Source organism: Mycobacterium shinjukuense (assembly GCF_010730055.1).
Lineage (GTDB): Bacteria > Actinomycetota > Actinomycetes > Mycobacteriales > Mycobacteriaceae > Mycobacterium > Mycobacterium shinjukuense.
Genome location: NZ_AP022575.1, coordinates 2,681,736 through 2,704,739 on the forward strand (window position 1 = coordinate 2,681,736; position 23,004 = coordinate 2,704,739).

The 23,004-nt window shown below is 68.0% G+C and carries 20 protein-coding genes; 3 read left to right on the forward strand and 17 right to left on the reverse strand.

Translation table 11 applies throughout. The features are described 5' to 3' along the window. The first annotated feature begins 56 nt into the window (after positions 1–56). Both aroA and rsgA read left to right on the forward strand, forming a co-directional pair. Positions 57–1,343: a 3-phosphoshikimate 1-carboxyvinyltransferase gene (gene aroA / locus G6N20_RS12130; RefSeq protein WP_142271979.1), complete on the forward strand. Its 1,287-nt coding sequence runs from the start codon at positions 57–59 to the stop codon at positions 1,341–1,343. After that, positions 1,340–2,332, forward strand: coding sequence for a ribosome small subunit-dependent GTPase A (gene rsgA, locus G6N20_RS12135; RefSeq protein ID WP_083047460.1), 993 nt, complete (start codon positions 1,340–1,342; stop codon positions 2,330–2,332). Before aroA ends, rsgA begins: the two co-directional genes overlap by 4 nt. 78 nt (positions 2,333–2,410) lie before the next feature. Here the strand turns inward: rsgA and G6N20_RS12140 are convergent, their stop codons facing one another. The 5 genes from G6N20_RS12140 to G6N20_RS20450 all read right to left on the reverse strand — a co-directional run bounded on the left by G6N20_RS12140 (position 2,411) and on the right by G6N20_RS20450 (position 7,854). Beyond that, positions 2,411–3,688, reverse strand: coding sequence for a fatty acid desaturase family protein (locus G6N20_RS12140; RefSeq protein WP_083047353.1), 1,278 nt, complete (start codon positions 3,686–3,688; stop codon positions 2,411–2,413). A 73-nt stretch (positions 3,689–3,761) separates the two neighbouring features. Further along, the gene (locus G6N20_RS12145; protein ID WP_083047355.1) at positions 3,762–4,922 is read right to left on the reverse strand and encodes a ferredoxin reductase; all 1,161 of its coding nucleotides are present in this window, start codon (positions 4,920–4,922) and stop codon (positions 3,762–3,764) included. Between the two features lie 103 nt (positions 4,923–5,025). Further along, positions 5,026–5,526, reverse strand: coding sequence for a DUF6912 family protein (locus G6N20_RS12150; RefSeq protein WP_083047357.1), 501 nt, complete (start codon positions 5,524–5,526; stop codon positions 5,026–5,028). A gap of 10 nt (positions 5,527–5,536) precedes the next feature. Next, on the reverse strand, positions 5,537–6,403 hold the full coding sequence (ppk2, locus tag G6N20_RS12155; protein WP_083047360.1) for a polyphosphate kinase 2: 867 nt from the start codon (positions 6,401–6,403) through the stop codon (positions 5,537–5,539). A 41-nt stretch (positions 6,404–6,444) separates the two neighbouring features. Next, complete coding sequence (locus G6N20_RS20450; protein ID WP_083047462.1) at positions 6,445–7,854, reverse strand: WS/DGAT/MGAT family O-acyltransferase; 1,410 nt, start codon at positions 7,852–7,854, stop codon at positions 6,445–6,447. A gap of 201 nt (positions 7,855–8,055) precedes the next feature. Here G6N20_RS20450 and G6N20_RS12170 point away from each other — a divergent pair, with 201 nt between their 5' ends. Continuing rightward, a complete protein-coding gene (locus tag G6N20_RS12170; RefSeq protein WP_083047362.1) occupies positions 8,056–8,631 on the forward strand; it encodes an Rv3235 family protein in 576 nt (191 codons plus the stop codon). A 15-nt stretch (positions 8,632–8,646) separates the two neighbouring features. On the opposite strand, the gene G6N20_RS12175 is transcribed toward G6N20_RS12170, so the two are convergent. The 12 genes from G6N20_RS12175 to alkX all read right to left on the reverse strand — a co-directional run bounded on the left by G6N20_RS12175 (position 8,647) and on the right by alkX (position 22,978). After that, positions 8,647–9,792 (reverse strand): cation:proton antiporter, encoded by a 1,146-nt coding sequence (locus tag G6N20_RS12175; protein ID WP_083047364.1) that lies wholly within the window; start codon positions 9,790–9,792, stop codon positions 8,647–8,649. 4 nt (positions 9,793–9,796) lie between these two features. Next, entirely contained in the window at positions 9,797–10,279 is a 483-nt protein-coding gene (locus G6N20_RS12180) for a cation:proton antiporter regulatory subunit (RefSeq protein WP_083047366.1), read from the reverse strand. A 59-nt stretch (positions 10,280–10,338) separates the two neighbouring features. Then, a complete protein-coding gene (gene secA, locus G6N20_RS12185; protein ID WP_083047368.1) occupies positions 10,339–13,185 on the reverse strand; it encodes a preprotein translocase subunit SecA in 2,847 nt (948 codons plus the stop codon). 76 nt (positions 13,186–13,261) lie between these two features. Continuing rightward, on the reverse strand, positions 13,262–13,993 hold the full coding sequence (hpf, locus tag G6N20_RS12190) for a ribosome hibernation-promoting factor, HPF/YfiA family (RefSeq protein WP_083047371.1): 732 nt from the start codon (positions 13,991–13,993) through the stop codon (positions 13,262–13,264). Between the two features lie 299 nt (positions 13,994–14,292). Further along, on the reverse strand, positions 14,293–14,925 hold the full coding sequence (locus tag G6N20_RS12195; protein WP_083047464.1) for a ComF family protein: 633 nt from the start codon (positions 14,923–14,925) through the stop codon (positions 14,293–14,295). A gap of 38 nt (positions 14,926–14,963) precedes the next feature. Beyond that, positions 14,964–15,806, reverse strand: a complete 843-nt coding sequence (locus G6N20_RS12200) for a hypothetical protein (protein WP_083047373.1) — start codon at positions 15,804–15,806, stop codon at positions 14,964–14,966. Positions 15,807–15,871: 65 nt separating this feature from the next. Further along, complete coding sequence (gene lpqB / locus G6N20_RS12205) at positions 15,872–17,638, reverse strand: MtrAB system accessory lipoprotein LpqB (protein WP_163662978.1); 1,767 nt, start codon at positions 17,636–17,638, stop codon at positions 15,872–15,874. Continuing rightward, positions 17,638–19,314, reverse strand: coding sequence for an MtrAB system histidine kinase MtrB (gene mtrB, locus G6N20_RS12210; protein WP_083047467.1), 1,677 nt, complete (start codon positions 19,312–19,314; stop codon positions 17,638–17,640). The genes lpqB and mtrB overlap by 1 nt, the downstream gene beginning before the upstream one ends. 13 nt (positions 19,315–19,327) lie before the next feature. Beyond that, positions 19,328–20,014, reverse strand: coding sequence for a two-component system response regulator MtrA (mtrA, locus tag G6N20_RS12215; protein ID WP_055576516.1), 687 nt, complete (start codon positions 20,012–20,014; stop codon positions 19,328–19,330). Between the two features lie 91 nt (positions 20,015–20,105). Next, positions 20,106–20,738 carry a dTMP kinase gene (locus tag G6N20_RS12220; RefSeq protein WP_083047377.1) on the reverse strand — a complete coding sequence of 211 codons (633 nt, stop codon included), beginning with the start codon at positions 20,736–20,738 and terminating at the stop codon, positions 20,106–20,108. A gap of 34 nt (positions 20,739–20,772) precedes the next feature. Beyond that, positions 20,773–22,260, reverse strand: a complete 1,488-nt coding sequence (gene ahcY, locus G6N20_RS12225) for an adenosylhomocysteinase (RefSeq protein WP_083047378.1) — start codon at positions 22,258–22,260, stop codon at positions 20,773–20,775. Between the two features lie 112 nt (positions 22,261–22,372). Then, on the reverse strand, positions 22,373–22,978 hold the full coding sequence (alkX, locus tag G6N20_RS12230) for a TetR family transcriptional regulator AlkX (protein ID WP_083047379.1): 606 nt from the start codon (positions 22,976–22,978) through the stop codon (positions 22,373–22,375). Positions 22,979–23,004 lie beyond the last annotated feature (26 nt).

Below are 23,004 nucleotides of genomic sequence, written 5' to 3' on the forward strand. Positions count from 1 at the left end.
ATGGTGCCCGGTACCCACGGCACCCGCCGACACGGCAGGATGTAGCGGTGACCAGCATCGAGCCGTGGCCGGCCCCGTACGCGCGGACGCCGGTGCGCGCCGCCGTGACCGTGCCCGGCTCCAAGTCGCAGACCAACCGGGCGCTGGTGCTGGCGGCGCTGGCGGCCGCCCAGGGCCAGGGCGCATCGACCATCACCGGGGCGCTGCGCAGCCGCGACACCGACCTGATGATCGGGGCCCTCACCACCCTGGGCCTGCGGGTGGACGGGCCCGGCTCCGAATTATCCGTGGGCGGCCGCATCCACCCAGGCCCGGACGCGCGCGTGGACTGCGGTCTGGCGGGCACGGTCTTGCGCTTTGTTCCCCCGCTGGCGGCGCTGGCCGAGTCGGCGGTGGAATTCGACGGCGACAAGCAAGCCCGGGCCCGGCCGATCGCAGTGCTGCTGGATGCGCTGCGCTGCCTCGGCGTCCGGGTGGACGGTACGGCTCTGCCGTTTCGGGTGCGGGGCACCGGAACCGTCGCCGGCGGCACCGTGACCATCGACGCCTCCGCGTCGTCACAATTCGTGTCGGGCTTGCTGCTGTCCGGGGCATCGTTCACCGACGGCCTGACCGTGCGGCACGGCGGTGCGGCCCTGCCGTCCGCCCCGCACATCGCGATGACGGTGACGATGCTGCGCCAGGCCGGCGTCGATGTCGACGACTCGGTGCCGAACCGCTGGCGGGTGCCACCCGGTGTGATCAAGGCGCGGCATTGGGACGTGGAGCCGGACCTGACCAACGCGGTCGCATTCCTGGCCGCCGCTGTGGCCAGCGGCGGGAGCGTGCGAATCGCCGGGTGGCCGGCGGCCAGTGTGCAACCCGCCGACCACCTTCTGAGCATCTTACGGAAGCTGAATGCCGTTGTGAACCATACTGATTCGTCTCTTGAGGTGCGCGGATCGGCCAGCTACGGCGGGGTTGACGTCGACCTGCGCGCCATCGGTGAGCTCACCCCGTCGGTCGCGGCGCTGGCGGCGTTGGCAACCCCGGGATCGGTGTCACGGTTGAGCGGTATCGCGCACCTGCGCGGCCACGAGACCGACCGGCTCGCCGCGCTGAGCACCGAGATCAACCGCCTGGGGGGTGATTGCCAGCAAACTCCCGACGGTCTGGTGATCACCGCGACGCCGCTGCGGCGGGGTGTCTGGCGAGCCCATGCCGACCACCGCATGGCGATGGCCGGGGCGATCGTCGGGTTGCGGGTGGCCGGCGTCGAGGTCGACGACATCGCCGCCACCACCAAGACGCTGCCGGAGTTCCCGCAGCTGTGGACCGCGATGGTCATGGGATCCGGCGGTTGAGGCCCGGCGACTACGACGAGTCCGACGTCAAGATTCGCTCGGGCACAGGGTCGCGACCCCGGACCAAGACCCGGCCCGAGCACGCCGACGCGGAGGCGGCCATGGTGGTCAGCGTCGACCGCGGCCGCTGGGGGTGTGCGCTCGGTGGGCGACCCGATCGCCGGGTGACGGCCATGCGCGCGCGTGAACTGGGCCGCACCTCGATCGTCGTCGGCGACAACGTCGACCTGGTGGGCGATCTGTCCGGGCGTCCGGACACCCTGGCCCGCATCGTGCGGCGGGGTCCGCGGCGAACGGTGTTGCGGCGCACCGCCGATGACACCGACCCCACCGAGCGGGTGGTGGTCGCCAACGCGGACCAACTGCTGATCGTGGTGGCACTTGCCGACCCGCCGCCCCGCACCGGCCTGGTCGACCGGGCACTGATCGCCGCCTACGCGGGTGGGCTCACGCCGATACTCTGCCTGACCAAGACCGACCTCGCCCCGCCCGGACCGTTCGCCGAGCAGTTCGTCGACCTGGATCTCGAGGTGATCACCGCGGGACGCGACGATCCGCTGCTCGCGGTGGCCGACTTGCTCGACGGCAAGATCACCGTGCTGCTCGGACACTCCGGGGTCGGAAAGTCAACGCTGGTGAATCGTCTTGTCCCCGACGCCGATCGGGCGGTCGGCGAGGTGACCGAGATCGGCCGCGGGCGACACACCTCGTCCCAGTCGGTGGCGCTGCCCCTCGGCGATGGGCTGCCGAGCTTCGGCTGGGTGATCGACACCCCGGGAATCCGGTCGTTCGGCTTGGCCCACATCCAGCCCGGCGACGTGCTGCTGGCATTCTCCGACCTTGCCGACGCGGCCCGGGACTGCCCGCGCGGCTGCGGTCACATGGGCCCGCCGGCCGACCCGGAATGCGCGCTGGACACCCTGACCGGGCCGGCCGGGCGCCGCGTCACCGCCGCCCGTCGACTCCTGAAGGTGCTCGGGCAGACGTGACCGGACCGCCGAGCGCGCGTGTCCGTACGCCGACACGCCGGCCGCGCCGACATTGTGCGCGCGCTCGCACGACAGGGATTAGGCCGGGCGGCCGTCGGTGCGCCCCGCTCGCGTGCCACGGTCGCGTCGCCAGCCGCGGACGATGGCGATCGCGGTCTTGAGCCCGCGCCGACGCCCGGTCGTCGGGTCGGTGCGTGCGAAACCCGGGTCCAGATCGGCGAACATCCGCTCGCTGCGGGTCTCCGGCGCGTCGTCGGGGCTGTCGCGCAGGTACGTGTCCGGCAACGACAACTTGGCCAGGGTGCGCCACGTCTTGGCGTACTGCACCAGAAACGAGCCCGTGGTGTACGGCAAGTCGTACTTGTCGCAGACCGCACGCACCCGCACCGAGATCTCGGCAAGCCGGTTGCTCGGCAGATCCGGATACAAATGGTGCTCGATCTGGTGGCACAGGTTGCCGCTCATGAACCGCAGCGCCGGCCCGGCGTTGAAGTTGGCGCTACCCAGCAGCTGCCGCAGATACCACTGGCCCTTGGTCTCCCCCACCATGTCGGTCTTGCTGAACTTCTCGGCGCCATCCGGGAAATGCCCACAGAAAATGACGGCGTTGGACCACACGTTGCGGATCACGTTGGCCGTCGCGTTGGCCGTCACGGTGGACCGGTATGTCGCCGCGGGCGACAGCGAGGTCAACGCCGGAAACGCCACATAGTCCTTGAACACCTGACGACCGGCCTTGGCGGAGAACTCACGCACCCGGATCCTGGTGGTCTCGCGGTCGGCCCGCCCCTTGAGGATCTTGCCGATCTCCAAGTGCTGCAACGCGACTCCCCACTCGAAGCCGATCGCAAGAATGGTGTTCCACACCACGTTGAGCAGGTTGAAGCGCTTCCAGGGCTGGTCTCGGGTGACGCGCAACATGCCGTAGCCGACGTCGTCATCCATGCCGAGGATGTTGGTGTACTTGTGGTGCACGAAGTTGTGGGTGTATCGCCAGTGCCTGGACGACCCGCTCATGTCCCACTCCCAGGTCGCCGAGTGAATCTCGGGGTCGTTCATCCAGTCCCACTGGCCGTGCATCACGTTGTGGCCGATCTCCATGTTCTCGATGATCTTGGCCACGCCCAGGGTCACCGCTCCCGCCCACCAGGCGCTGCGCCGCGAGCTGGCGGCCAGCAGCAGCCGGCCACCGACCTCCAGCGCACGCTGCGCGGCGATGGTGCGGCGAATGTAGCGAGCGTCGCGCTCGCCGCGAGCGTCTTCCACGTCCCGGCGGATGGCGTCCAGCTCGGCCGCCAGGCTGTCGATGTCGGCGTCGGTCAGATGCGCGAATACGTCGACGTCGGTGATCGCCATCGTCTTCTCCCTGCGTCAGTCGTTGACCTACCACCCGGTAAGCTACGATTCCGTAGGTTACCAGTCAGTAGCTTTAGATGTCGACCACGCAATCGCCGGATGCGGCCGATACGCAGGTCTGGATCCGAGTGCCGGGGTCGTGTTCCTTTCCCGTCCGCAGGTCGCGGACGTGGCCATCCACCAGCTCGACCACGCACGACTGACAGATACCCATCCGGCAGCCAAAAGGCATCTGCACGCCGGCGCCCTCGCCCGCGTCCATCACCGATGTCGCCGCGTCGGCCACCACGCTCTTGCCGCTGCGGGCGAACGTCACCGTCCCGCCCGCACCGGCCGGCGCCGCCCTGGACACCGCGAACCGTTCCAGGTGCAGCCGATCGCTGATGCCCGCCGATGACCAGACCCGCTCGGCCTGGTTGAGCAGGCCCTCCGGCCCACAGGCCCAGGTCTGGCGCGCACGCCAGTCCGGCACCAGCCGACCGAGCCGGGACAGGTCTAGCCGGCCTTCGACGCGGGTCTCCCGCACCGTCAACCGATACCCCGGGTAATCGTCGGCCAGCTCCGCCAGCTCGCCGCCGAACAGCATCTGCGATCGGGTGGGCGCCGAATGGAGGTGCGCGATGTCGGTGATCTGGTTGCGGCGGGCCAACGTCCGCAGCATCGACATCACCGGGGTGATCCCCGATCCGGCGGTGAGGAACAGGATCGACGACGGCGCCGGGTCGGGCAGGACGAAGTTACCCCGCGGGGCGGCCAACCGCACGATGGTTCCCGGCGCCACCCCGGCCACCAAGTGCGTGGACAGAAAGCCCTCCGGCATGGCCTTGACGGTGATGGTCACGGTTCGTGACGACCGGGACCTCAACCCGAATCTCGCGGTCGCCGGGCTCGATGTCAGCGAGTACGACCGCCAGCGCCAACGCCCGTCGACCAGCAATCCAATCCCGATGTACTGGCCGGGCTGGTAGTCGAAACTGAAGCCCCAGCCCGGTTTGATGACCAAGGTCGCGGAATCTTCCGTTTCGCGGCGAACCTCCAGAATGCGGCCGCGCAGCTCCCGCGCGGACCACAGCGGATTGGCCAGGTGCAGATAGTCGTCGGGCAGCAGCGGCGTGGTGATGCGGGTGGCGATCTTGCGCAGCGCGTGCCAGCCGGGGTGCCTGTCCGCCCCGACGACGGTTGGGCGCTGTGTCTCTACGACCTTGGCGGTCAGCGCCGCCTGTTTTTTGCTCATCGAAAGCTCCTGCTCACGGTGCGGCCGCTAGCTTCGGGCGAGTGCGCGCCCGCCACCAAGGCTACGGTAGCGTAACCTACGGTTCCGTAGCTAGCGGTGGACTTCACAGCAGGTCTAGCAGGAACGGCAGCTCCTGATTGGCATACCAGGCCAGGTCGTGGTCCTGGGCGTCACCGACGATCAGCTCGGCGTCTTCGTCACCAAGGTCAGCGGCATCGATGGCCGCGATCGCCGCTGTCACGGCCGGCTCCGCGCCCACGTTGTCGACATATGCGGCGACGACCTGGTCCAGCGTGACGGGGGCAGCCAGCCTGACGACGGCGTCGTCGAGGTCGGGCCGATACGTGACGTCGTCGACCTCGGCGGCCAACACCGCACGCCGGGGCGGCAGCGCGTCACCCACGTCGACGGCCAGCAGTCGCAGCGACGCCAGCGCCGCCTCGCGCAGCGCCACCTCGGCGAGTTCGTCATGGTCACCCTCGGCGTAGGACTCACGCAAGGTCGGTGTCACCGCAAAGGCGGTGCCGTTGACCGGCCACAACGAACCCTCGGCGACAAGGCTCTGCAACATGGCCAGGGTGGCCGGGATGTAAACCTGCGTCATGGGGCGAGCGCTAGCCCCCCATCAGCCTGGCAACATGGTCGTCGACATAGGTCGCCAGCTCCCGCGGAGGACGTCGATAGCCGGTGTTGTGCACCGGCCGCTGCGGCAGTTTGACCTTGGGCTTTTCCACATCGGTGTAGTCGATCGTGGATAGCAGGTGGGCCATCATGTTCAGCCGGGCATGCTTTTTGATATCGGATTCCACGATGTACCAGGGGCTGACCGGGGTATCGGTGTGCACCATCATCTCGTCCTTGGCGCGCGAATAATCCCCCCAGCGATACACCGATTCCAGGTCCATCGGACTGAGTTTCCATTGCCGCAGCGGATCGTTCAGGCGCGCCTTGAACCTGCGCAGTTGCTCCGCTTCGGATACCGAAAACCAGTACTTGCGCAGCAGAATCCCGTCGTCGATCAGCATCTGTTCAAAGATCGGCGTCTGCCGCAGAAACAGCACATACTCCTGCGGCGTACAAAATCCCATGACCTTCTCGATGCCGGCGCGGTTGTACCACGACCGATCGAAGAGCACGATCTCGCCTTTGGCCGGCAGATGCGCGATGTAACGCTGGTAATACCACTGGCCGCGTTCCCGATCGGTCGGCATCGGCAATGCGGCGATATGTGCGATCCGCGGGCTGAGGTATTCGGTGATCCGTTTGATGGCGCCGCCCTTGCCGGCAGCATCGCGGCCTTCGAAGATGACCACCAGGCGTGCCCCGGAATGGCGCACCCACTCCTGCAACTTCACGAATTCCGTTTGCAGTCTTAATAATTCGGCCTCGTAGAGTTGGTCGGAAATCTTAGGTTTTGCCGGCGCAGTTGATTTCTTCTTCTTCGCCTTCGCCGGCGCCCCGTCGTTCGTCGCGGTGCCCACATCAACGGATGCTATCGCCCCCCAGCGGTTTTGACCCCGGACTACCGCGAGGCTTCCAGAAGCTCGTCCAGCGATTGGTGCAGCAAACCGGGCAGCAGGTCAACGTCGCTCATCGCGTCACGGTCGGCGTTGATTCCGAAATACAGCATGCCGTTGTAGGACGTCACGCTGATCGCCAGCGCCTGATTGTGCAGCAGTGGCGGCACGGCGTAAGCCTCCAGCAGCGTGGTGCCGGCGACATAGAGCGGTGACTGCGCCCCGGGGGCGTTGGTGACCAGCAGGTTGAACAACCGGGCCGAATAACTGGTGGCCACCCGAACGCCCATGGCGTGCAGGGTGGCCGGCGCAAAACCCGACAGCGTGACGATGGTCCGGGCGTCCACCAGACTGGCCGCCGTCGGATTCGACTCGGTGGCGTGCGCGATCTGTGACAGCCGTACCACGGCGTTACGCTCCCCCACCGGCAGGTCGACCAGAAAGGGCGTCACCTGGCTCATCGCCTGGCCGGGGCCGGTTGCATCGAGTTGGTCGTCGACGTAGACCGACAGCGGCGCCATCGCGCGCACCGTCGCCGTGGGCGCCAGCGTCTCCCCGCGTGACATCAGCCAGTTGCTCAGCGCGCCCGCTATCACCGCCAGCACCACGTCATGGATGTCGCAGTCATAGCGTGCACGCACGGCGCGATAGTCCTCCAAACGTCCACGGGCAACCGTGAACCGGCGATTGCGCGACACGGTGGCGTTGAGCGGGCTGCTGGGCGCGGTGCCGCGCGCCACGGTGCGCACGACGTCGAGCATTCGGCGGCCGGCGTCGACCAGTTGGCCATGATTTGTGGCCAACCCGGCGAGCACCGATCCGGCCGCCTGCAGCTGCGCGCCCGGCCCCACGATCCAGTCGCCGATCGCGCCCAGCACCAACCGCGTGGTGCCGGGGTCGCGCTCGGGTACCCAGATGTCTTCGGGAAACGCCGGTGGACGCCGCGTCCGATCGGCGATCACGTGGCCCAGTGCCAGCGCCGTCACACCGTTGATCAGGGCCTGGTGCGACTTGGTGTAGAGGGCGACGCGGTTTTTCTCCAGACCCTCGACGAGGTACATCTCCCACAGGGGCCGCGACTTGTCCAGCGGTCGGGCGGCCAGCCGCGCGATCAACTCGTGCAGTTGCTCGTCACTGCCCGGTGACGGCAGCGCCGACCGCCGCACGTGGTAGGTGATGTCGAAATCGCGGTCGTCAATCCACACCGGCCGGGCCAGGGCCACCTTCACTTCCCGAACCCGCTTCCGGTAGCGCGGTATCTGCGGTAGCCGCTGCTCGACGGTGGCCAGCAGCGTCTCGTAGCTCAGGCCGGCCCGTGGCCGGCGCAGAATCAGCAACGACCCGACGTACATCGGGGTGGCAGAGCTCTCCAGCCGAAAGAAGGACGCGTCCGCAGTGGACAACCGGGTCACCATGAGTGCCCTGTCCTCCTTGTCACCTTCATCGCTCCGCCCAACGTCGTCGCCCACGTTAACCACCGGCCCGGCCGCCTCACGCCGCGGGTACACACTGGCTCGGTTTGTGCGATGATGACCGGCGATCGGTCTGCCGACTCTCCAGCAGGCTGCCATCCCGTCACCCGAGTTGGTTCCATCGTTTGGCTTGGAGAGTGCCCGTTGACCATCGATCCCACCGTGGGCCCGCCCCACCGCGACACCTTCGCCGTCACACCCGTGGTCGACTACGAACCCCCGACGCGGAATGTTCCGCGCTGCCGGCTACCATCGCACGCGCCGCCGCGGCCGCATACCCCGCGTGCCGCCCGGCGAGCACACCGCGACCACGTTGGCCGGCATCCGGCGACCATGACCGCGCAGGCCATGACACCGGCCCTATCGGCGTCGATGCGCGAGGCGGCGATATTCGCCGACGCCGCGCTGCGCCGAATCCTGGAAGTCATCGACCGCCGCCGTCCAGCCACCCAGTTGCGGCGGCTGCTGGCACCCGGCCTGGTGGACTCCGTGGTCTCGGTCAGCCGCACGGTCGCCGCCCAGACCGGCGAACCGGGGGGCGCGGCGGTGCTTCGCCGGATGCGGCTCCAACCGGTGGAGGGCGACGCCCGGCGGGGCGCGGCCGAGGTCTCCGGCAGCTATAGCCGGGGGCACCGCATGCACGCGATCGCCTGCCGGGTGGAACGGGGGGACGCTACCGGCGCGGCCCGGTGGCTGGTGGTTGCCCTGCACGTCGGTTGACGGGGGTTGACGGAATCAGGCGCCGGCCGGCACTGCGCCCCCGGTGAACCGGGACAGCACCGGACCCACGATCGCCATGGTGAAGACGTATGAGGTGGCCAACGCGGCCACCGTGGGCACCGACGTGCCGACCAATCCGACGATGATCAGCGAAAACTCTCCCCGGGCGATCAGCGCCGCGCCGGCGCGCAGCTGCCCGCGCCGGGCCACCCCATCGCGGTTGGCGGCGAACATCCCGGTGAGCACCTTGGTTGCCGCCGTGACCACGGCCAACGCAATGGCAACCGGAAGCATTGGCAGCAGCTCCTGCGGATCGACCGACAGTCCGATCGCCAAGAAAAAGATCGCCGCAAACAGATCCCGAAGGGGACCCAGCACCTTGCGCGCCCGGTCTGCCGTCTCACCGGTCAGGGTCAGGCCCACCAAGAACGCCCCCACCGCGGCCGACGCGTGCACGGTTTCGGCCAAGGCCGCCACCATCAGGGTGATGCCCAGGACTCTGAGCAGCAGTTGCTCGGAATCCGGGTGCGCCACCAGGCGGCCCACGTGATGGCCCCAGTGATAGGACGCGACAAACGCCGCGACCAGAACACCGACGGCGGCCAACGCGCCGCCCACGGCAACCACCCAGCTGCCCCGCGATGCCAGCACCGTAAACAGCGGCAGATAACCGGCCATCGCGAAGTCTTCCAGCACCAGCACCGACAGCACCGCCGGCGTCTCACGGTTGCCCAGGCGTCCCAGGTCCTCCAGCAGCCGCGCGATGACACCCGACGAGGAGATGTAGGTGACGCCGGCCAACGCCAGGATGGCGACCCCGTCCAGCCCCAGCAACCAGCCCGCCACCGCACCGGGGGTGGCGTTGAGGACGATGTCGACACCGGCCGAGGGCAGGTGGCGTCGCAAGCTGCTGGCGAATTCCGTGGTGGAGAATTCCAGACCCAACGTCAGCAGCAGCAACACCACACCGATGGGCGCACCCGTGGTGATGAAGTCGTCGGCAGCGGGCACCGACACGACGCCGCCCTTACCCAGCGAAAGACCCGTCAACAGATACACCGGGATGGGGGACAACGCGAACCGGCGAGCGACCGCGCCCACCGACGCCAAGGCGACCAGGAGGGCACCTACTTCAAATAGCAGCGCCCCCGAAACTTGCACCGGCTCAACCCTTGTCGACGATGTGCTCGACTCCGGCGATGCCTTCCTCGGTGCCGATGACGATCAACACGTCGCGCGCCCGCAGCGTTTCCGCCGGGCCCGGCGAGGCAAGCACCCGCTCGTCGCGCACGATCGCGACGATCGACGCCCCGGTACGGGTGCGCGCGCGGGTGTCACCTAGCGGCCGGTCCACAAAGGGACTACCCGGCCGGATGTGGACTTGACCCGCCTCGAGTCCGGGCACTTCCCGGGTGAGCTCGGTGAACCGCTCGGCGATCCGCGGTGCCCCAAGAATCTGGGCCACCGCGTCGGCCTCTTCGTCGGTGAGCCGGAACACCGGGCGGGCCTGGTCGGGATCCTCGGCGGTGTAGAGCACGACGTCGAAATCGCCGCCGCGCCGGGCGATGATGCCGATCCGTTCGCCCCGCTGGCTGGTGAACTCGTAGCGCAGACCGACGCCGGGCAGCAGCACCTCCTTGACATCCATAGCAGTCAATCCTTGACGAAATGCCGCCCCGAGAGAAGCGGTGTCGGCAATCGCCGGGGCTAGCGCTTCTTCACCGATTTCGGCGGCTTGGGACCACGCCCTTGCCGCCGCGCGGCTTCCCGCCGCTCGCGCCGGCTGGCGCCGGCCGGTACCCCCGCCGGTGTCCGCTGTGCCCCCCCGCCGCCGCGCTGCACCTGCGCCGAGCCGTCCTCCGACGGCCCGGAATAGGTGAGCGCGGGAGACTCGTTCTCAATGCCTTTGGCGCGCAACGCACTCGGAGCCTCGGCACGCCCTGCCGCGGGCGCGCCGGCGCTGTGGCGGCGCTGCGCGACACCGGCGGCCGCGGTCGCCAACTCCGCAAGGTCCTCGGGTTCGGCAACCGGGGCGACCTGCGGGGCCGGGACCGCCTCGACGGTGACATTGAACAAGAACCCGACCGACTCCTCTTTCAGGCCGTCCAGCATGGCCATGAACATGTCGTAGCCCTCGCGCTGGTACTCGACCAGCGGGTCGCGCTGGGCCATCGCGCGCAGCCCGATGCCCTCCTTCAGGTAATCCATCTCATAGAGGTGCTCGCGCCACTTGCGGTCGATGACGTTGAGCAACACGTTGCGCTCCAGCTGGCGCATCGCACCCTCGCCGGCGATTTCCTCCAGTTCGGCTTCCCTTGCGGCATAAGCACGTTCGGCGTCCTTGAGGAGTGCGTCCAGCAGCTCGTCGCGGGTGAGATCGTCACGCTCGAACTCGCTGTCCCGGCGGGTCAGGGTCTCGTGTTTGATCCCGACCGGATACAGCGTCCCCAGCGCGGTCCACAACGCGTCCAGATCCCAGTCCTCGGCGTAGCCTTCGGCGGTCGCGCCGTCGACGTAGGCGGTGATGACGTCGCGGACCATGTCCAACGCCTGGTCCCTGAGGTTCTCGCCCTCGAGGATGCGGCGACGCTCGGCGTAGATCACCTTGCGCTGCTGGTTCATCACCTCGTCATACTTGAGGACGTTCTTTCTGATCTCGAAGTTCTGCTGCTCGACCTGGGTCTGGGCGCTCTTGATGGCCCGGGTCACCATCTTGGCCTCGATCGGCACGTCATCGGGCAGGTTCAGCCTCGTCAACAAGGCTTCCAGGGCCGCACCATTGAACCGGCGCATGAGCTCGTCGCCCAGCGACAGGTAAAAGCGCGACTCCCCCGGGTCACCTTGGCGGCCGGAACGACCACGCAGCTGGTTGTCGATGCGCCGCGACTCGTGTCGCTCGGTGCCCAGCACATACAGGCCGCCGGCCTCGATCACCTCTTTGGCCTCCTTGCTGGCCTCCTCCTTGACGATGGGCAGTTCCTGGTGCCACGCCGCCTCATACTGCTCGGGGGTCTCCACCGGATCCAGCCCGCGTTCCCGCAACCGCTGATCGGTGAGAAAGTCGACGTTGCCGCCCAGCACGATGTCGGTGCCGCGGCCGGCCATGTTGGTGGCGACGGTGATGGCGCCCCGCCGGCCGGCTACCGCGACGATGCCCGCCTCCTGCTCGTGGTACTTGGCGTTGAGCACGTTGTGGGGAATGCGCCGCTTGGTGAGCTGACGCGACAGGTACTCGGATTTCTCCACGCTGGTGGTGCCGATCAGCACCGGCTGGCCCTTGTCGAACCGCTCGGTGATGTCATCGACGACCGCGAGGTATTTGGCTTCCTCGGTCTTGTAGATCAGGTCGGAGTGGTCTTCGCGGATCATCGGCTTGTTGGTCGGAATGCTGACCACGCCCAGCTTGTAGATCTCGTGCAGCTCGGCCGCCTCGGTCTGGGCGGTGCCGGTCATGCCGGCGAGCTTGTCGTAGAGCCGAAAGTAGTTCTGCAGCGTGATGGTGGCCAGCGTCTGGTTCTCGGCCTTGATCTCGACGTGCTCCTTGGCCTCGATCGCCTGGTGCATGCCTTCGTTGTAGCGGCGCCCGATCAGCACGCGACCGGTGAACTCGTCGACGATGAGCACCTCGCCGTCGCGGACGATGTAGTCCTTGTCGCGGTGGAACAGCTCCTTGGCCTTCAGCGCGTTGTTGAGGTAGCTGACCAGCGGGGAGTTAGCGGCCTCGTAGAGGTTGTCGATGCCGAGCTGATCCTCGACGAACTCGACCCCTTTTTCGTGCACGCCGACGGTGCGCTTGCGCAGGTCGACCTCGTAGTGGGTGTCCTTTTCCATCAGCGGCGCCAGCCGGGCGAACTCGGTGTACCAGTTGGAAGCACCGTCGGCCGGGCCGGAGATGATCAGCGGGGTGCGGGCCTCGTCGATCAGGATGGAATCGACCTCGTCGACGATGGCGTAGTTATGCCCGCGCTGCACCAACTCCTCCAGCGAGTGCGCCATGTTGTCGCGCAGGTAGTCGAAGCCGAACTCGTTGTTGGTGCCGTAGGTGATGTCGGCGTGGTAGGCCTCGCGGCGTTGGTCGGGCGTCATGGTGGCCAGGATCACCCCCACCTGCAGCCCGAGGAAGCGGTGCACCCGGCCCATCCACTCGCTGTCGCGTTTGGCCAGGTAGTCGTTGACGGTGACGATGTGCACGCCCTTGCCGGCCAGCGCGTTGAGGTAGGCGGGCAACACACAGGTCAGGGTCTTGCCCTCGCCGGTCTTCATCTCGGCGACGTTGCCCAGGTGCAGCGCGGCCGCGCCCATCACCTGCACGTCGAACGGTCGCTGGTCAAGCACCCGCCAGGCGGCCTCGCGGGCCACCGCGAACGCTTCGGGCAACAGATCGTCGAGGGTCTCGCCGTCGCCCAAGCGCTTCTTGAACTCGTCGGTCTTGGCCCGCAGCTCGGCATCGGTGAGCTTGGCGACGTCGTCGGACAACGTGCCAACATAGTCGGCCACCTTTTTGAGCCGCTTGACCATGCGACCTTCACCGAGGCGCAGCAACTTCGACAGCACGGCAATGTCCCTTGTGGGTAGGAGTCGTAGGTAAGGCGACTCCCATCGTAGGTGACGACCCGGTGTGGGCCGCCGATCACGCCAGCCGGATCAGGCCATAGTCGTAGGCGTGCCGGCGGTAGACCACCGACGGCCGTTCGGTCTCCTTGTCGTAGAACAAGAAGAAATCGTGCCCGACGAGCTCCATCTCATACAGCGCGTCGTCGACCGACATCGGCTTGGCCGGGTGTTCCTTGACGCGCACGATCCGCCCCGGCTCGTAAGCGTTGGTGCGGTCCAGATCGGCGCCGTCGTGATCGTGGGGCTCGGCGTGTTGGGCGTTTTCGGCCGCGAAGGCCTGCTCCGGCGGTGGCACCGCGGTGGCCTCGGCCAGCGAAACCGGGGTCTTGTCGCCGTAGTGGACCTTGCGGCGGTCCTTGCCGCGACGCAGCCGACTCTCCAACTTGACGACCGCGGACTCAAGGGCAGCGTAGAAACTGTCGGCACAGGCCTCGCCGCGGACAACCGGCCCGCGCCCGCGAGCGGTGATCTCCACGCGCTGACAGGACTTGCGTTGGCGACGGTTGCGTTCGTGGTCGAGTTCGACGTCGAACAGGTAGATCGTCCGGTCGAATCGCTCCAGGCGGGCGAGTTTCTGGGAAACGTAGATGCGGAAGTGGTCGGGGATCTCGACGTTGCGGCCTTTGAACACGATCTCGGCGTTCAGCGTCGGCTCGCCCTGTTCGCCGGATCCGGCCGGTGCCCGGTCCAGAACTCCCCCGCGAGCGGGTGGTACCCCCAGATCGGAATCCACTGTAAGCCTTGACATACCTGACAACTCGTTTCTCTCTCCTGTCACACGCACCCTGCGTGTCTGGCCTTCAGATGTGCACCGACGGGGTTCGAGCGGTGTTGACAGGGTCACCGCGCAGGCTGCCCGCCGGAGCAAGCTGTCGAATGCTCACCTCCTCCCGCCGGTGCTACCCACACCCGAGAATGGCGACCGTGAGTCGCATAAGGTTGATCTCGACGTTAGCCGGTGTGCGCCTCCGCGTGCCACCAGTTTGGCCGACCGATTGCCAGTTCTGCACGTTCTCAGGGCAACTTCTTTGGTTCACCCCGATTCCATCAGGCCGCAGCGATCGCCAGCACGGCGGCCACCCGCGCCCCGGCGCCCCGCAGGACCCGGACCGACTCGCGCGCGGTCGCGCCGGTGGTGACGATGTCGTCGACGATCACCACGTCGCCGCGCGGTCGCTCACCGCGCAGCAGCACCCGGCCCGCGATGTTGTGTTCGCGGGCCGAACTGTCAAGGCCCACCGAGTCTTTGACCCAAGCCTTCATCCGCAAGGCCCGCACGACGGTGACGTCCGGGTGCTCGCGGACCGCGGCCGTGGCGATCCGGGCGACGGGATCACCGCCACGGCGCCGCGCCGCCGAACGCCGGGTGGGCGCGGGCACGATGGTCAGCGGGGTCTCGACCATGCCCCACGACAGCAGCCGGTGAACACCGATGGCCAGTGCCCGCGCCAGCGGCGCCACCAGGTCGGCCCGGCCGTGTTCCTTCATCGCCAGGATCGCCCGGCGGCGGGCGCCGGCGTAGCGGCCGAGCGCGAACACTGGCACCCGAGGATCGACGCGGGGGCTTACCAGGTGCGGTTCACCGGCGGCCACCGACAGCTCGCGCGCGCAGGCGTCACACCAGCGGGTCGATGGTAGGCCGCAACCACCGCATTCCAGCGGCAAGACGAGGTCGAGCACGGCACCAGTGTCGCGGTCACCGCTGACAGCGGGCGCGCTCAATCACCGCCTCCCAGCACCGACGGCCAGCTGAAGCTGAACGCCCCCTGGCTCAACCGGGTGAGCAGGTTTTCCAGCTGCCTCAGGGGTATCTCAATCCGCCACTCCGGCAGCAGGGCGGAGAGCTGCAAGGAATCCGTGCCGAGGCTGACGTCGGTGATCAGCAGCCCGTTCGGCAACTCGGGCAGCGGCACCCGATAGCCGGGCGTCCGGGCCGGCAACGTCCAGCGTCGTCGCCCGGTCACCACGGCGCGCGGCCGCAGCCACAGGCTGGTCCCCGACGTCGTCCCGACCGCGTCGACGTCTACCTCAAGACCTCCCCAACGTGGCTGGCGCGCCCACCGCAGTCGGGCCGTGCCGTCTTCGCCCAGCTCCCCGCGCAGCCGGGGGGTCGCTTGCCGCAGCACGTCGTCGAAGATCTCCGCCGGCAGCGCCGATGTCAGCGCCACCGGCGCGGCCACCACCTGCGGTGGCACGCCCGGGCGAATGTGCACGTTTTCCAGCACGGCGGTGGCGCCGTCGAGGTGGTGGTGCTCCCAGCTGATGTCGCGCGCGGCGACCCGGACCTCGCCGAGCTGACCGACGGCCAGGGCCTGCGGTTCCAACGCCGAGTCCAGTTCGGTCACGGTCAGCCGCACGTCGTGGTTGCCGATGCGGACCGTGATGTGCTTGCCGATGAGCAGCTGCTGCAGCGTCGCGAACAACGTCCGGTAGGGCGCCGTGACCGCCTGAGCGGCACCCGCGCTGACCCACGGCAACCCGGTCGATGACCACAACGACCCCAGCATGTCCAGCGCGCCGAAGGGATCGTCCCAACGTAGCCGGGGAACCTTGGGCGACATCGGAATCCGCCTCCTCACTGCGAGGGTAGCCGCTCACCTCGGCTGGCAATAGGAGGATCCGGCGATCAGCCGGGCAACACCGGCGCCGCCCCGGGCACCATCAGCCCCGCCACCTCCGACCAGCCCTGTTGATTTTCAACGGCGGACGCCGAGTACATCAGCACCCCTTGCGGGCCAGCGACATACACCGTCGACGGGTTGGCCGCGATGGCATACAGCGGAATCTGCAACCCGCGCGCGGGCGCATCGGAGTTCACCCCGTCGAGGTTGACGTAGGACACCGGATGCGTGACATCGTTGCGGGTCACCACGATGTCGTCGCCGGTCCGCCAGTACAGCGACACCACCGAAGAGCCCAGCCCGAAGCCCAGCCGGCGCGGGTAGGTCAGGGCGAACTGGCCGGCCTGGGTCTGCTCGACACTGGCCAGGATCACCTGGCCATCGATCACCATCGCGGCCCGCGTCCCGTCACGCGACAGCTGCAGATCGGTGATGGCCCCCGGGAAGCGGCTGGACACCGCGGTGGAATCCACCGGGATCCGCGCCGGTTGCCCGGATGCCGGTTCCTGGATCGCGCGCAGCACGTTGTTGGAGTCGACCACCACCCAGACCGCGTCGTCCAGCGCCCAGCTGGGCCGCGACAGGTTGTGTCCGTCGGCGGACTGGACCGCCTCACCACCGAGGTCACCGATCCACAGCGAGGCCGCCATGTCGGGTGCGCCGCGTCTCAGCGTCACCACCGACGCCACCTGCCGGCCACCGCGCGACAGCGCGGCACCGGTCTGGTCGCCCATCCGCCCGAAGGCGCCGGGCACGGTGGTGACCCGCTGCCCGTCCAGCGCCACCAGTGACCCGCCCACCAGGGCGTGCAAACCCGCGCCGGCCCCGTCGGCCACGCCGGGGTCGGTGGCCGCGACGTCCGAGGCGTTCCATCCCTGCGCGAATCTGTCGTCGAGCGGTGCGCCGTCGGCGTTGATCACATAGGGGCCCCTGATGTCCGCCCTGGCCAGCGTCCAAATGATCTGCGCGGCAAGCAATTGCCTGCTGTGCGGATCGGTGGTGGTCAGTTTCTCCAGGTCGACGCGGGCGCCGCCGTAGCCCTTCCCGATGCCGCTCTTGCCGCCATCGGCGCGGGTCACCGGGCCACGCAGCCGCAGCGGCGGGGCCAGCAGGTTGCGCACCGCGTGCGCCATCTCGGGGCGTGGACCGGCCAGCAGCTTGGAGACCAGCTCGGTGGCCAGCTGATCGTGGTCGGACACGGCAACGTAGCGCGGGTCGGGCACCACGGTCTTGCCGGTCGGGTCGGCGAAGTAGAGCGTGTTGCGCTTATAGGTGGCCTGGAATTGCTGCCAGTCCAGAAAGACCCCGTTGGGCAGCCGGTCGATGCGCCAGCCCCCCGACGTCTTGACCAGCTCGATGGGGCCCGGATCCGGCAGCTGACCCTCGGCGGTCTCGAAGACCCCCATGTCGGACAGCGAACCCAGGATGTCGGCCCGCATCGTCGCCGAAACCCGGTCGGCGGCACGGGTTTCGACGAACACCACGTGGTCGATCAGCAACGCGCCACCGGCGTCGTCCCAGGCGTTGGACGCCGACTGGGTGAGGAACTGGCGGGCCGCCAGATGGCGGTTGGCCGGGTCGGCGGTGGCCTTGAGGAATTCGCGCAGCAGCACGTCGGGATCCATGCCCGGGGTTGGCTTGGGCAGGTTCGACGGGGCCGGTCGCTCCACGGTGCCGATCGCTTGCGGAGCCGACGAGCTGGGCACGCTGGCACAGCCGGCGAGCAGCGTCGGCACCCACAGCAGACACAACGCCGCCAGCAGCTTGCCCATCATCCGCTCCGCTCGGCGTGCTCGCGTGGGCGCTGACGCTCATCCGGTTCCGGCACGGCCTGCGGTGCCGGCTCCGGGATCGGCTTCATGGGCAGCGGGCTGGTGGTGACCTTGTGGCCGCGCACCAGGGGAAGCGTCAACCGGAAGCAGGCGCCCTGGCCGGGCTCGCCCCAGGCCTCCAGCCGACCCTGGTGCAGTCGGGCATCCTCGATGCTGATGGCCAATCCCAGCCCGGTGCCGCCGGAGCGCCGCACCCGCGACGGATCCGAGCGCCAGAACCGGCTGAACACCAACTTCTCCTCGCCGGGCCGCAGCCCGACGCCGTAGTCGCGCACGGTGACGGCCACCGTGTCCTCGTCGTGGGCCATCCGGATCCGCACCGGCTTGTGCTCGGCGTGGTCGATGGCGTTGGCAATCAGATTGCGCAGGATACGTTCCACCCGGCGCGCATCGACCTCGGCGATCACCTCGTCGGCGGGCAGCTCGACGAGCAACTCGATGCCGGCCTCTTCGGCCAGGTGGCCCACGTTGCCCAGCGCGTTTTTCACCGTCGCACGCAAATCGACGGCCTCGACCGACAACTCGGCCACGCCGGCGTCGTGCCGGGAGATTTCCAGCAGGTCGTTGAGCAACGTCTCGAACCGGTCCAGCTCGCTGACCATCAATTCGGTGGACCGCCGCAGCGTGGGGTCCAGGTCGGCGCTGTGGTCATAGATCAAGTCGGCGGCCATCCGCACCGTGGTCAGCGGGGTCCGCAGTTCGTGGCTGACGTCGGAGGTGAAGCGCCGCTGCAGGTTGCCGAACTCTTCGAGCTGGGTGATCTGCCGAGACAGGCTCTCGGCCATGTCGTTGAACGACACCGCCAGCCGAGCCATGTCGTCCTCGCCGCGCACCGGCATCCGCTCGGACAGATGCCCCTCGGCGAACCGTTCCGCGATCCGCGACGCCGACCGCACCGGCACCACCACCTGGCGCGACACCAACAGCGCGATCCCGGCGAGCAAGACCAGCAGCACCAGGCCACCGGTGGCCATCGTGCCGCGCACCAGCGCGATCGTGGCCTGCTCGTTGGCCAGCGGAAAGATCAGGTACAGCTCCAGGTTGGCCACCCGAGACGACGTCGGCGTGCCAACGACCAGCGCCGGCCCGGAGAAGCCTTCGGTATACACCGTGGCGTACTGGTAGGCCGCCTGCCCGGCCTTGACGAAGCCACGCAACGCGTTGGGCACTTGGTCGACCGGGCCGGCGCTGGAGGCCGCCCGTGGCCCATCCCCCGGAACCAACAGCACCGCATCGAACGCGCCGGCCAGGCCGGCACCCGAGGCCGGGTCGGTTTTCGACGTCAGGGTGTTGCGGGCCAGCTGCAGGCTGCTGTCCAGCGATCGGGTCTCCTCACCGTTGACGATCCCGCTGACGGTGTTGCGGGCCCGCTCGATCTGTTCGATCGCGGCCTTGACCTTGACGTCGAGCACACGATTGGTGACCTGGCTGGTCAGCACGAAACCCAGCGCCAGGATCACCGCCAACGAAAGCCCAAGGGTCAGCGCCACCACCCGCAGTTGCAGCGAACGCCGCCAGGCGACCGCCACGGCCCGGCTCAACGCGGTCAAGCCTCGCGTCATGAGACCGGCACGCCCCCGACGACCCCTGATGCGCCGCCGCGAGCCCCAGGTCACCCGCACCTGCCGGTCACGGGGGTCCGGCCTTGTATCCCACTCCTCGAACGGTCAACACCACGGTCGGATTCTCCGGGTCTTTCTCCACCTTGGCCCGCAGACGCTGAACATGCACATTCACCAGACGGGTATCCGCCGGGTGCCGGTACCCCCACACCTGTTCGAGCAGCACATCACGAGTAAACACCTGACGCGGTTTGCGCGCCAACGCCACCAACAGGTCGAACTCCAGCGGCGTCAGCGAGATCTGTTCGCCGTTTCGGGTGACCTTGTGCGCCGGCACGTCGATGTCGACGTCCGCGATGGACAGCATCTCGGCGGGCTCGTCGTCGTTGCGCCGCAGCCGCGCCCGCACCCGCGCGACCAGTTCCTTGGGCTTGAACGGTTTCATGATGTAGTCGTCCGCGCCCGACTCCAGCCCCAGGACCACGTCGACGGTGTCGGTCTTGGCGGTCAGCATGACGATCGGAACACCGGAGTCGGCGCGCAACACCCGGCACACGTCGATGCCGTTCATGCCGGGCAGCATCAAGTCCAACAGCACCAGATCGGGTCGCAGCTCGCGCACCGCGGTCAGGGCTTGGGTGCCGTCGCCGATGACCGCGGTGTCGAAGCCCTCCCCACGCAACACGATGGTCAGCATCTCAGCCAGCGAAGCGTCGTCGTCGACGACCAAAATCCTTTGCCTCATGCTGTCCATGGTGTCACCAGATCGGGACAAACTGGCGCACCACACGGGCGTTTCGCGCTTGATAAGGGCAAAGACCCCCAAAATCGGACCCCGGAGTGGCCTAGACAGCCGTCAAAGTGGCGGCCAGACCGCCCGGATCGACGTCCGGGTGAACGACCAGCCATCGCCCACCCCACCCCGCGGCGGCCAGCTGGGCGTACACCGCGCCGGTACGCCGCTGCAGTCCGTCGTCACGTTCGTAGCTGTCGCGCGCTCGGCCCGGGTCGCTTTCGGCCCGGCCGCGGGCGCGTCGTCCGGCCAGCTCGGCGGAGACCGCGAGCAGCACCTGCCAGTCGGGCGCGGGCAACCTCAACCGCTGATACTCCATCCGTGCCACCCAGGCCACCGCCTCCCCGCCGGCGTCCTGGTGCAGGCGGGCCGCGCTGTAGGCCGCGTTGGAGGCCACGTAGCGGTCCAGGAGAACCACGTCATGGTCACGTTGCAGGCCCGCGATCTCGTCGACGGCCCCGGCGCGGTCGAGCGCGAACAGCGTCGCCATCGCGTACACCGACGAGGCGAGATCCCCGTGCTCGCCGTGTAACGCTTCGGCGGCGATGTCGGCGGTGATCGATCGCCCGTAGCGCGGGAAGGCGAGCGTTGCCACCGACTTCCCGACCGTTTCGAAGGCGGTGCGCAGGCCGTCGCACAACGTGCGCTTGCCGGCGCCGTCGACGCCCTCGATCGCGATCAGCACGGCGCGAGCCTTGGTAGCGGGCAAGCGCCAACCGTCAGTAGCGGTAGTGGTCCGGCTTGTAGGGGCCCTCGACGTCGACGCCGAGATATTCGGCCTGCTCCTTGGTGAGCTTGGTCAGGTGGCCACCGAGGGCCTCGACGTGGATGCGGGCCACCTTCTCGTCGAGGTGCTTGGGCAACCGGTACACCTCGTTGTCGTACTCGTCGTGCTTGGTCCACAGCTCGATCTGGGCGATCACCTGGTTGGCGAAGCTGTTGCTCATCACGAACGACGGATGCCCGGTGGCGTTGCCCAGGTTCAGCAGCCGGCCTTCGGAGAGCACGATGATCGAGCGGCCGGTGTCGGGGAAGGTCCACAGGTCGACCTGGGGCTTGATGTTGAGCCGCGTGGCCCCGGAACGCTCCAGCGCGGCCATGTCGATCTCGTTGTCGAAGTGGCCGATGTTGCCCAGGATGGCGTGGTCCTTCATCGCCTTCATGTGCTCGAGCAGGATGATGTCCTTGTTGCCGGTCGCGGTCACCACGATGTCGGCGTCGGCGATGGCCTCCTCGACGGTCTTGACCGGGAAACCCTCCATCAGCGCCTGCAGGGCGTTGATGGGGTCGATCTCGGTAACGGTGACGCGTGCCCCCTGGCCCTTGGCCGCCTCCGCGCAACCCTTACCGACGTCGCCGTAACCACAGATCAGCACGTTCTTGCCGCCGATCAGGGCGTCGGTGCCGCGGTTGATGCCGTCGATGAGGGAATGACGAGTGCCGTACTTGTTGTCGAACTTGGATTTGGTCACCGAGTCATTGACGTTGATGGCCGGGAACGCCAGGTCTCCGGCAGCGGCGAATTGGTAGAGCCGCAGCACCCCGGTGGTGGTTTCCTCGGTGACGCCTTTGACCGACTCGGCGATCTTGGTCCATTTGTCCTTGTCGGTCTCGTAGCGGTTGCGCAGCAGGTTCAGGAACACCTTCCACTCGGCCGGGTCGTCGTCCTCGGCGGGGGGCACCACCCCGGCCTTCTCGTACTGCATGCCGCGCAACACCAGCATGGTGGCGTCGCCGCCGTCGTCGAGGATCATATTTGCCGGCTTGTCGGGGTCCGGCCAGGTCAGCATCTGCTCGGCGCACCACCAGTACTCTTCGAGCGTCTCGCCTTTCCAGGCGAATACGGGAACACCCTTGGGTTCCTCGGGCGTGCCGTACGGGCCGACCACCACGGCGGCCGCCGCATGGTCCTGGGTGGAGAAGATGTTGCATGAGGCCCACCGGACTTGGGCGCCCAACGCGGTGAGGGTCTCGATCAGCACCGCGGTCTGCACGGTCATGTGCAGCGAGCCCGATATCCGGGCCCCCTTCAGGGGTTGCACCTCGGCGTACTCGCGGCGTAGCGACATCAGGCCGGGCATCTCGTGCTCGGCGATCCGGAGTTCTTTGCGGCCGAAATCCGCCAGCGACAGGTCGGCGATCTTGAAATCGATGCCGTTGCGAACCTCGGCGGCAAGCGAACGTTCGGTCACCAAGTTTCCGGTCATGGCGCGTGTCATCCTTACTGCGGGGCCCTACGGGGGACTGGGAAAGAGTGGGGTGCGGCTACGTCGCCGTTGCTCTTGGGCCACTGTAGCCGCCGTCCCCAAGCCCCGCAGGTCAGGGCACGATGTTGACCCCGTGACGCTCGGCGAACGGCGTCATCAACCGCGCCAGGTCCGCCGCCACGTCGTGATCGGCCTCCGGCGGCATCGACACGTAGCTCACGCACAGCCGCACGATCGCGCGCGACAACACATTGGCGTCGTCGTCGCTGGTGGCCACCCAGGTCTGGGTGAACGCCGTCGCCAGCCGGGCCGACGCGCGGTTGATGATGGGTGCGCTGTCGGTGGTGATCAGCTGCAGCAGATCGGGTTTGGCGACCCCGGTCAGCAGCGAGATGACCAGCGGATCGGCCGCCGACTCGGCGAAGAACGACCGGAAGCCCTGCAGGAACGATTCGTAGATGTTGCCGACGTTGGCGTCCAGCGCCGCGTGGACCTGGTCGACCAGCCGATCGGCCAGGCGCAGCGCGTAGCCTTGCGCAAGCCCCTGTCGGGAGCCGAATTCGTTGTAGATGGTCTGCCGGCTGATCCCCGCGGCCCGGGCCACGTCGGACAGCGTGATCGCCGACCAGTCCCGGGTCAGCAGCAGGTCCCGCATCGCGTCGAGCACCGAATCACGCAGCAGGGCCCGCGATGCCTCGGCGTAGGGAATCCGCTTCACAGGCGCGACAATAGCGTTTGGGGCGG

Bases quoted from the DNA above. Each gene is read 5' to 3' on its own strand.
- G6N20_RS20450 (WP_083047462.1), bottom strand. From the start codon at position 7,854: ATGGTGACCCGGTTGTCCACTGCGGACGCGTCCTTCTTTCGGCTGGAG.
- G6N20_RS12150 (WP_083047357.1), bottom strand. From the start codon at position 5,526: ATGACGCAGGTTTACATCCCGGCCACCCTGGCCATGTTGCAGAGCCTT.
- G6N20_RS12180 (WP_083047366.1), bottom strand. From the start codon at position 10,279: ATGGATGTCAAGGAGGTGCTGCTGCCCGGCGTCGGTCTGCGCTACGAG.
- G6N20_RS12140 (WP_083047353.1), bottom strand. From the start codon at position 3,688: ATGGCGATCACCGACGTCGACGTATTCGCGCATCTGACCGACGCCGAC.
- hpf (WP_083047371.1), bottom strand. From the start codon at position 13,993: ATGTCAAGGCTTACAGTGGATTCCGATCTGGGGGTACCACCCGCTCGC.
- lpqB (WP_163662978.1), bottom strand. From the start codon at position 17,638: ATGGGCAAGCTGCTGGCGGCGTTGTGTCTGCTGTGGGTGCCGACGCTG.
- G6N20_RS12145 (WP_083047355.1), bottom strand. From the start codon at position 4,922: ATGAGCAAAAAACAGGCGGCGCTGACCGCCAAGGTCGTAGAGACACAG.
- mtrA (WP_055576516.1), bottom strand. From the start codon at position 20,014: ATGGACAGCATGAGGCAAAGGATTTTGGTCGTCGACGACGACGCTTCG.
- ahcY (WP_083047378.1), bottom strand. From the start codon at position 22,260: ATGACCGGAAACTTGGTGACCGAACGTTCGCTTGCCGCCGAGGTTCGC.
- G6N20_RS12200 (WP_083047373.1), bottom strand. From the start codon at position 15,806: ATGTCGCCCAAGGTTCCCCGGCTACGTTGGGACGATCCCTTCGGCGCG.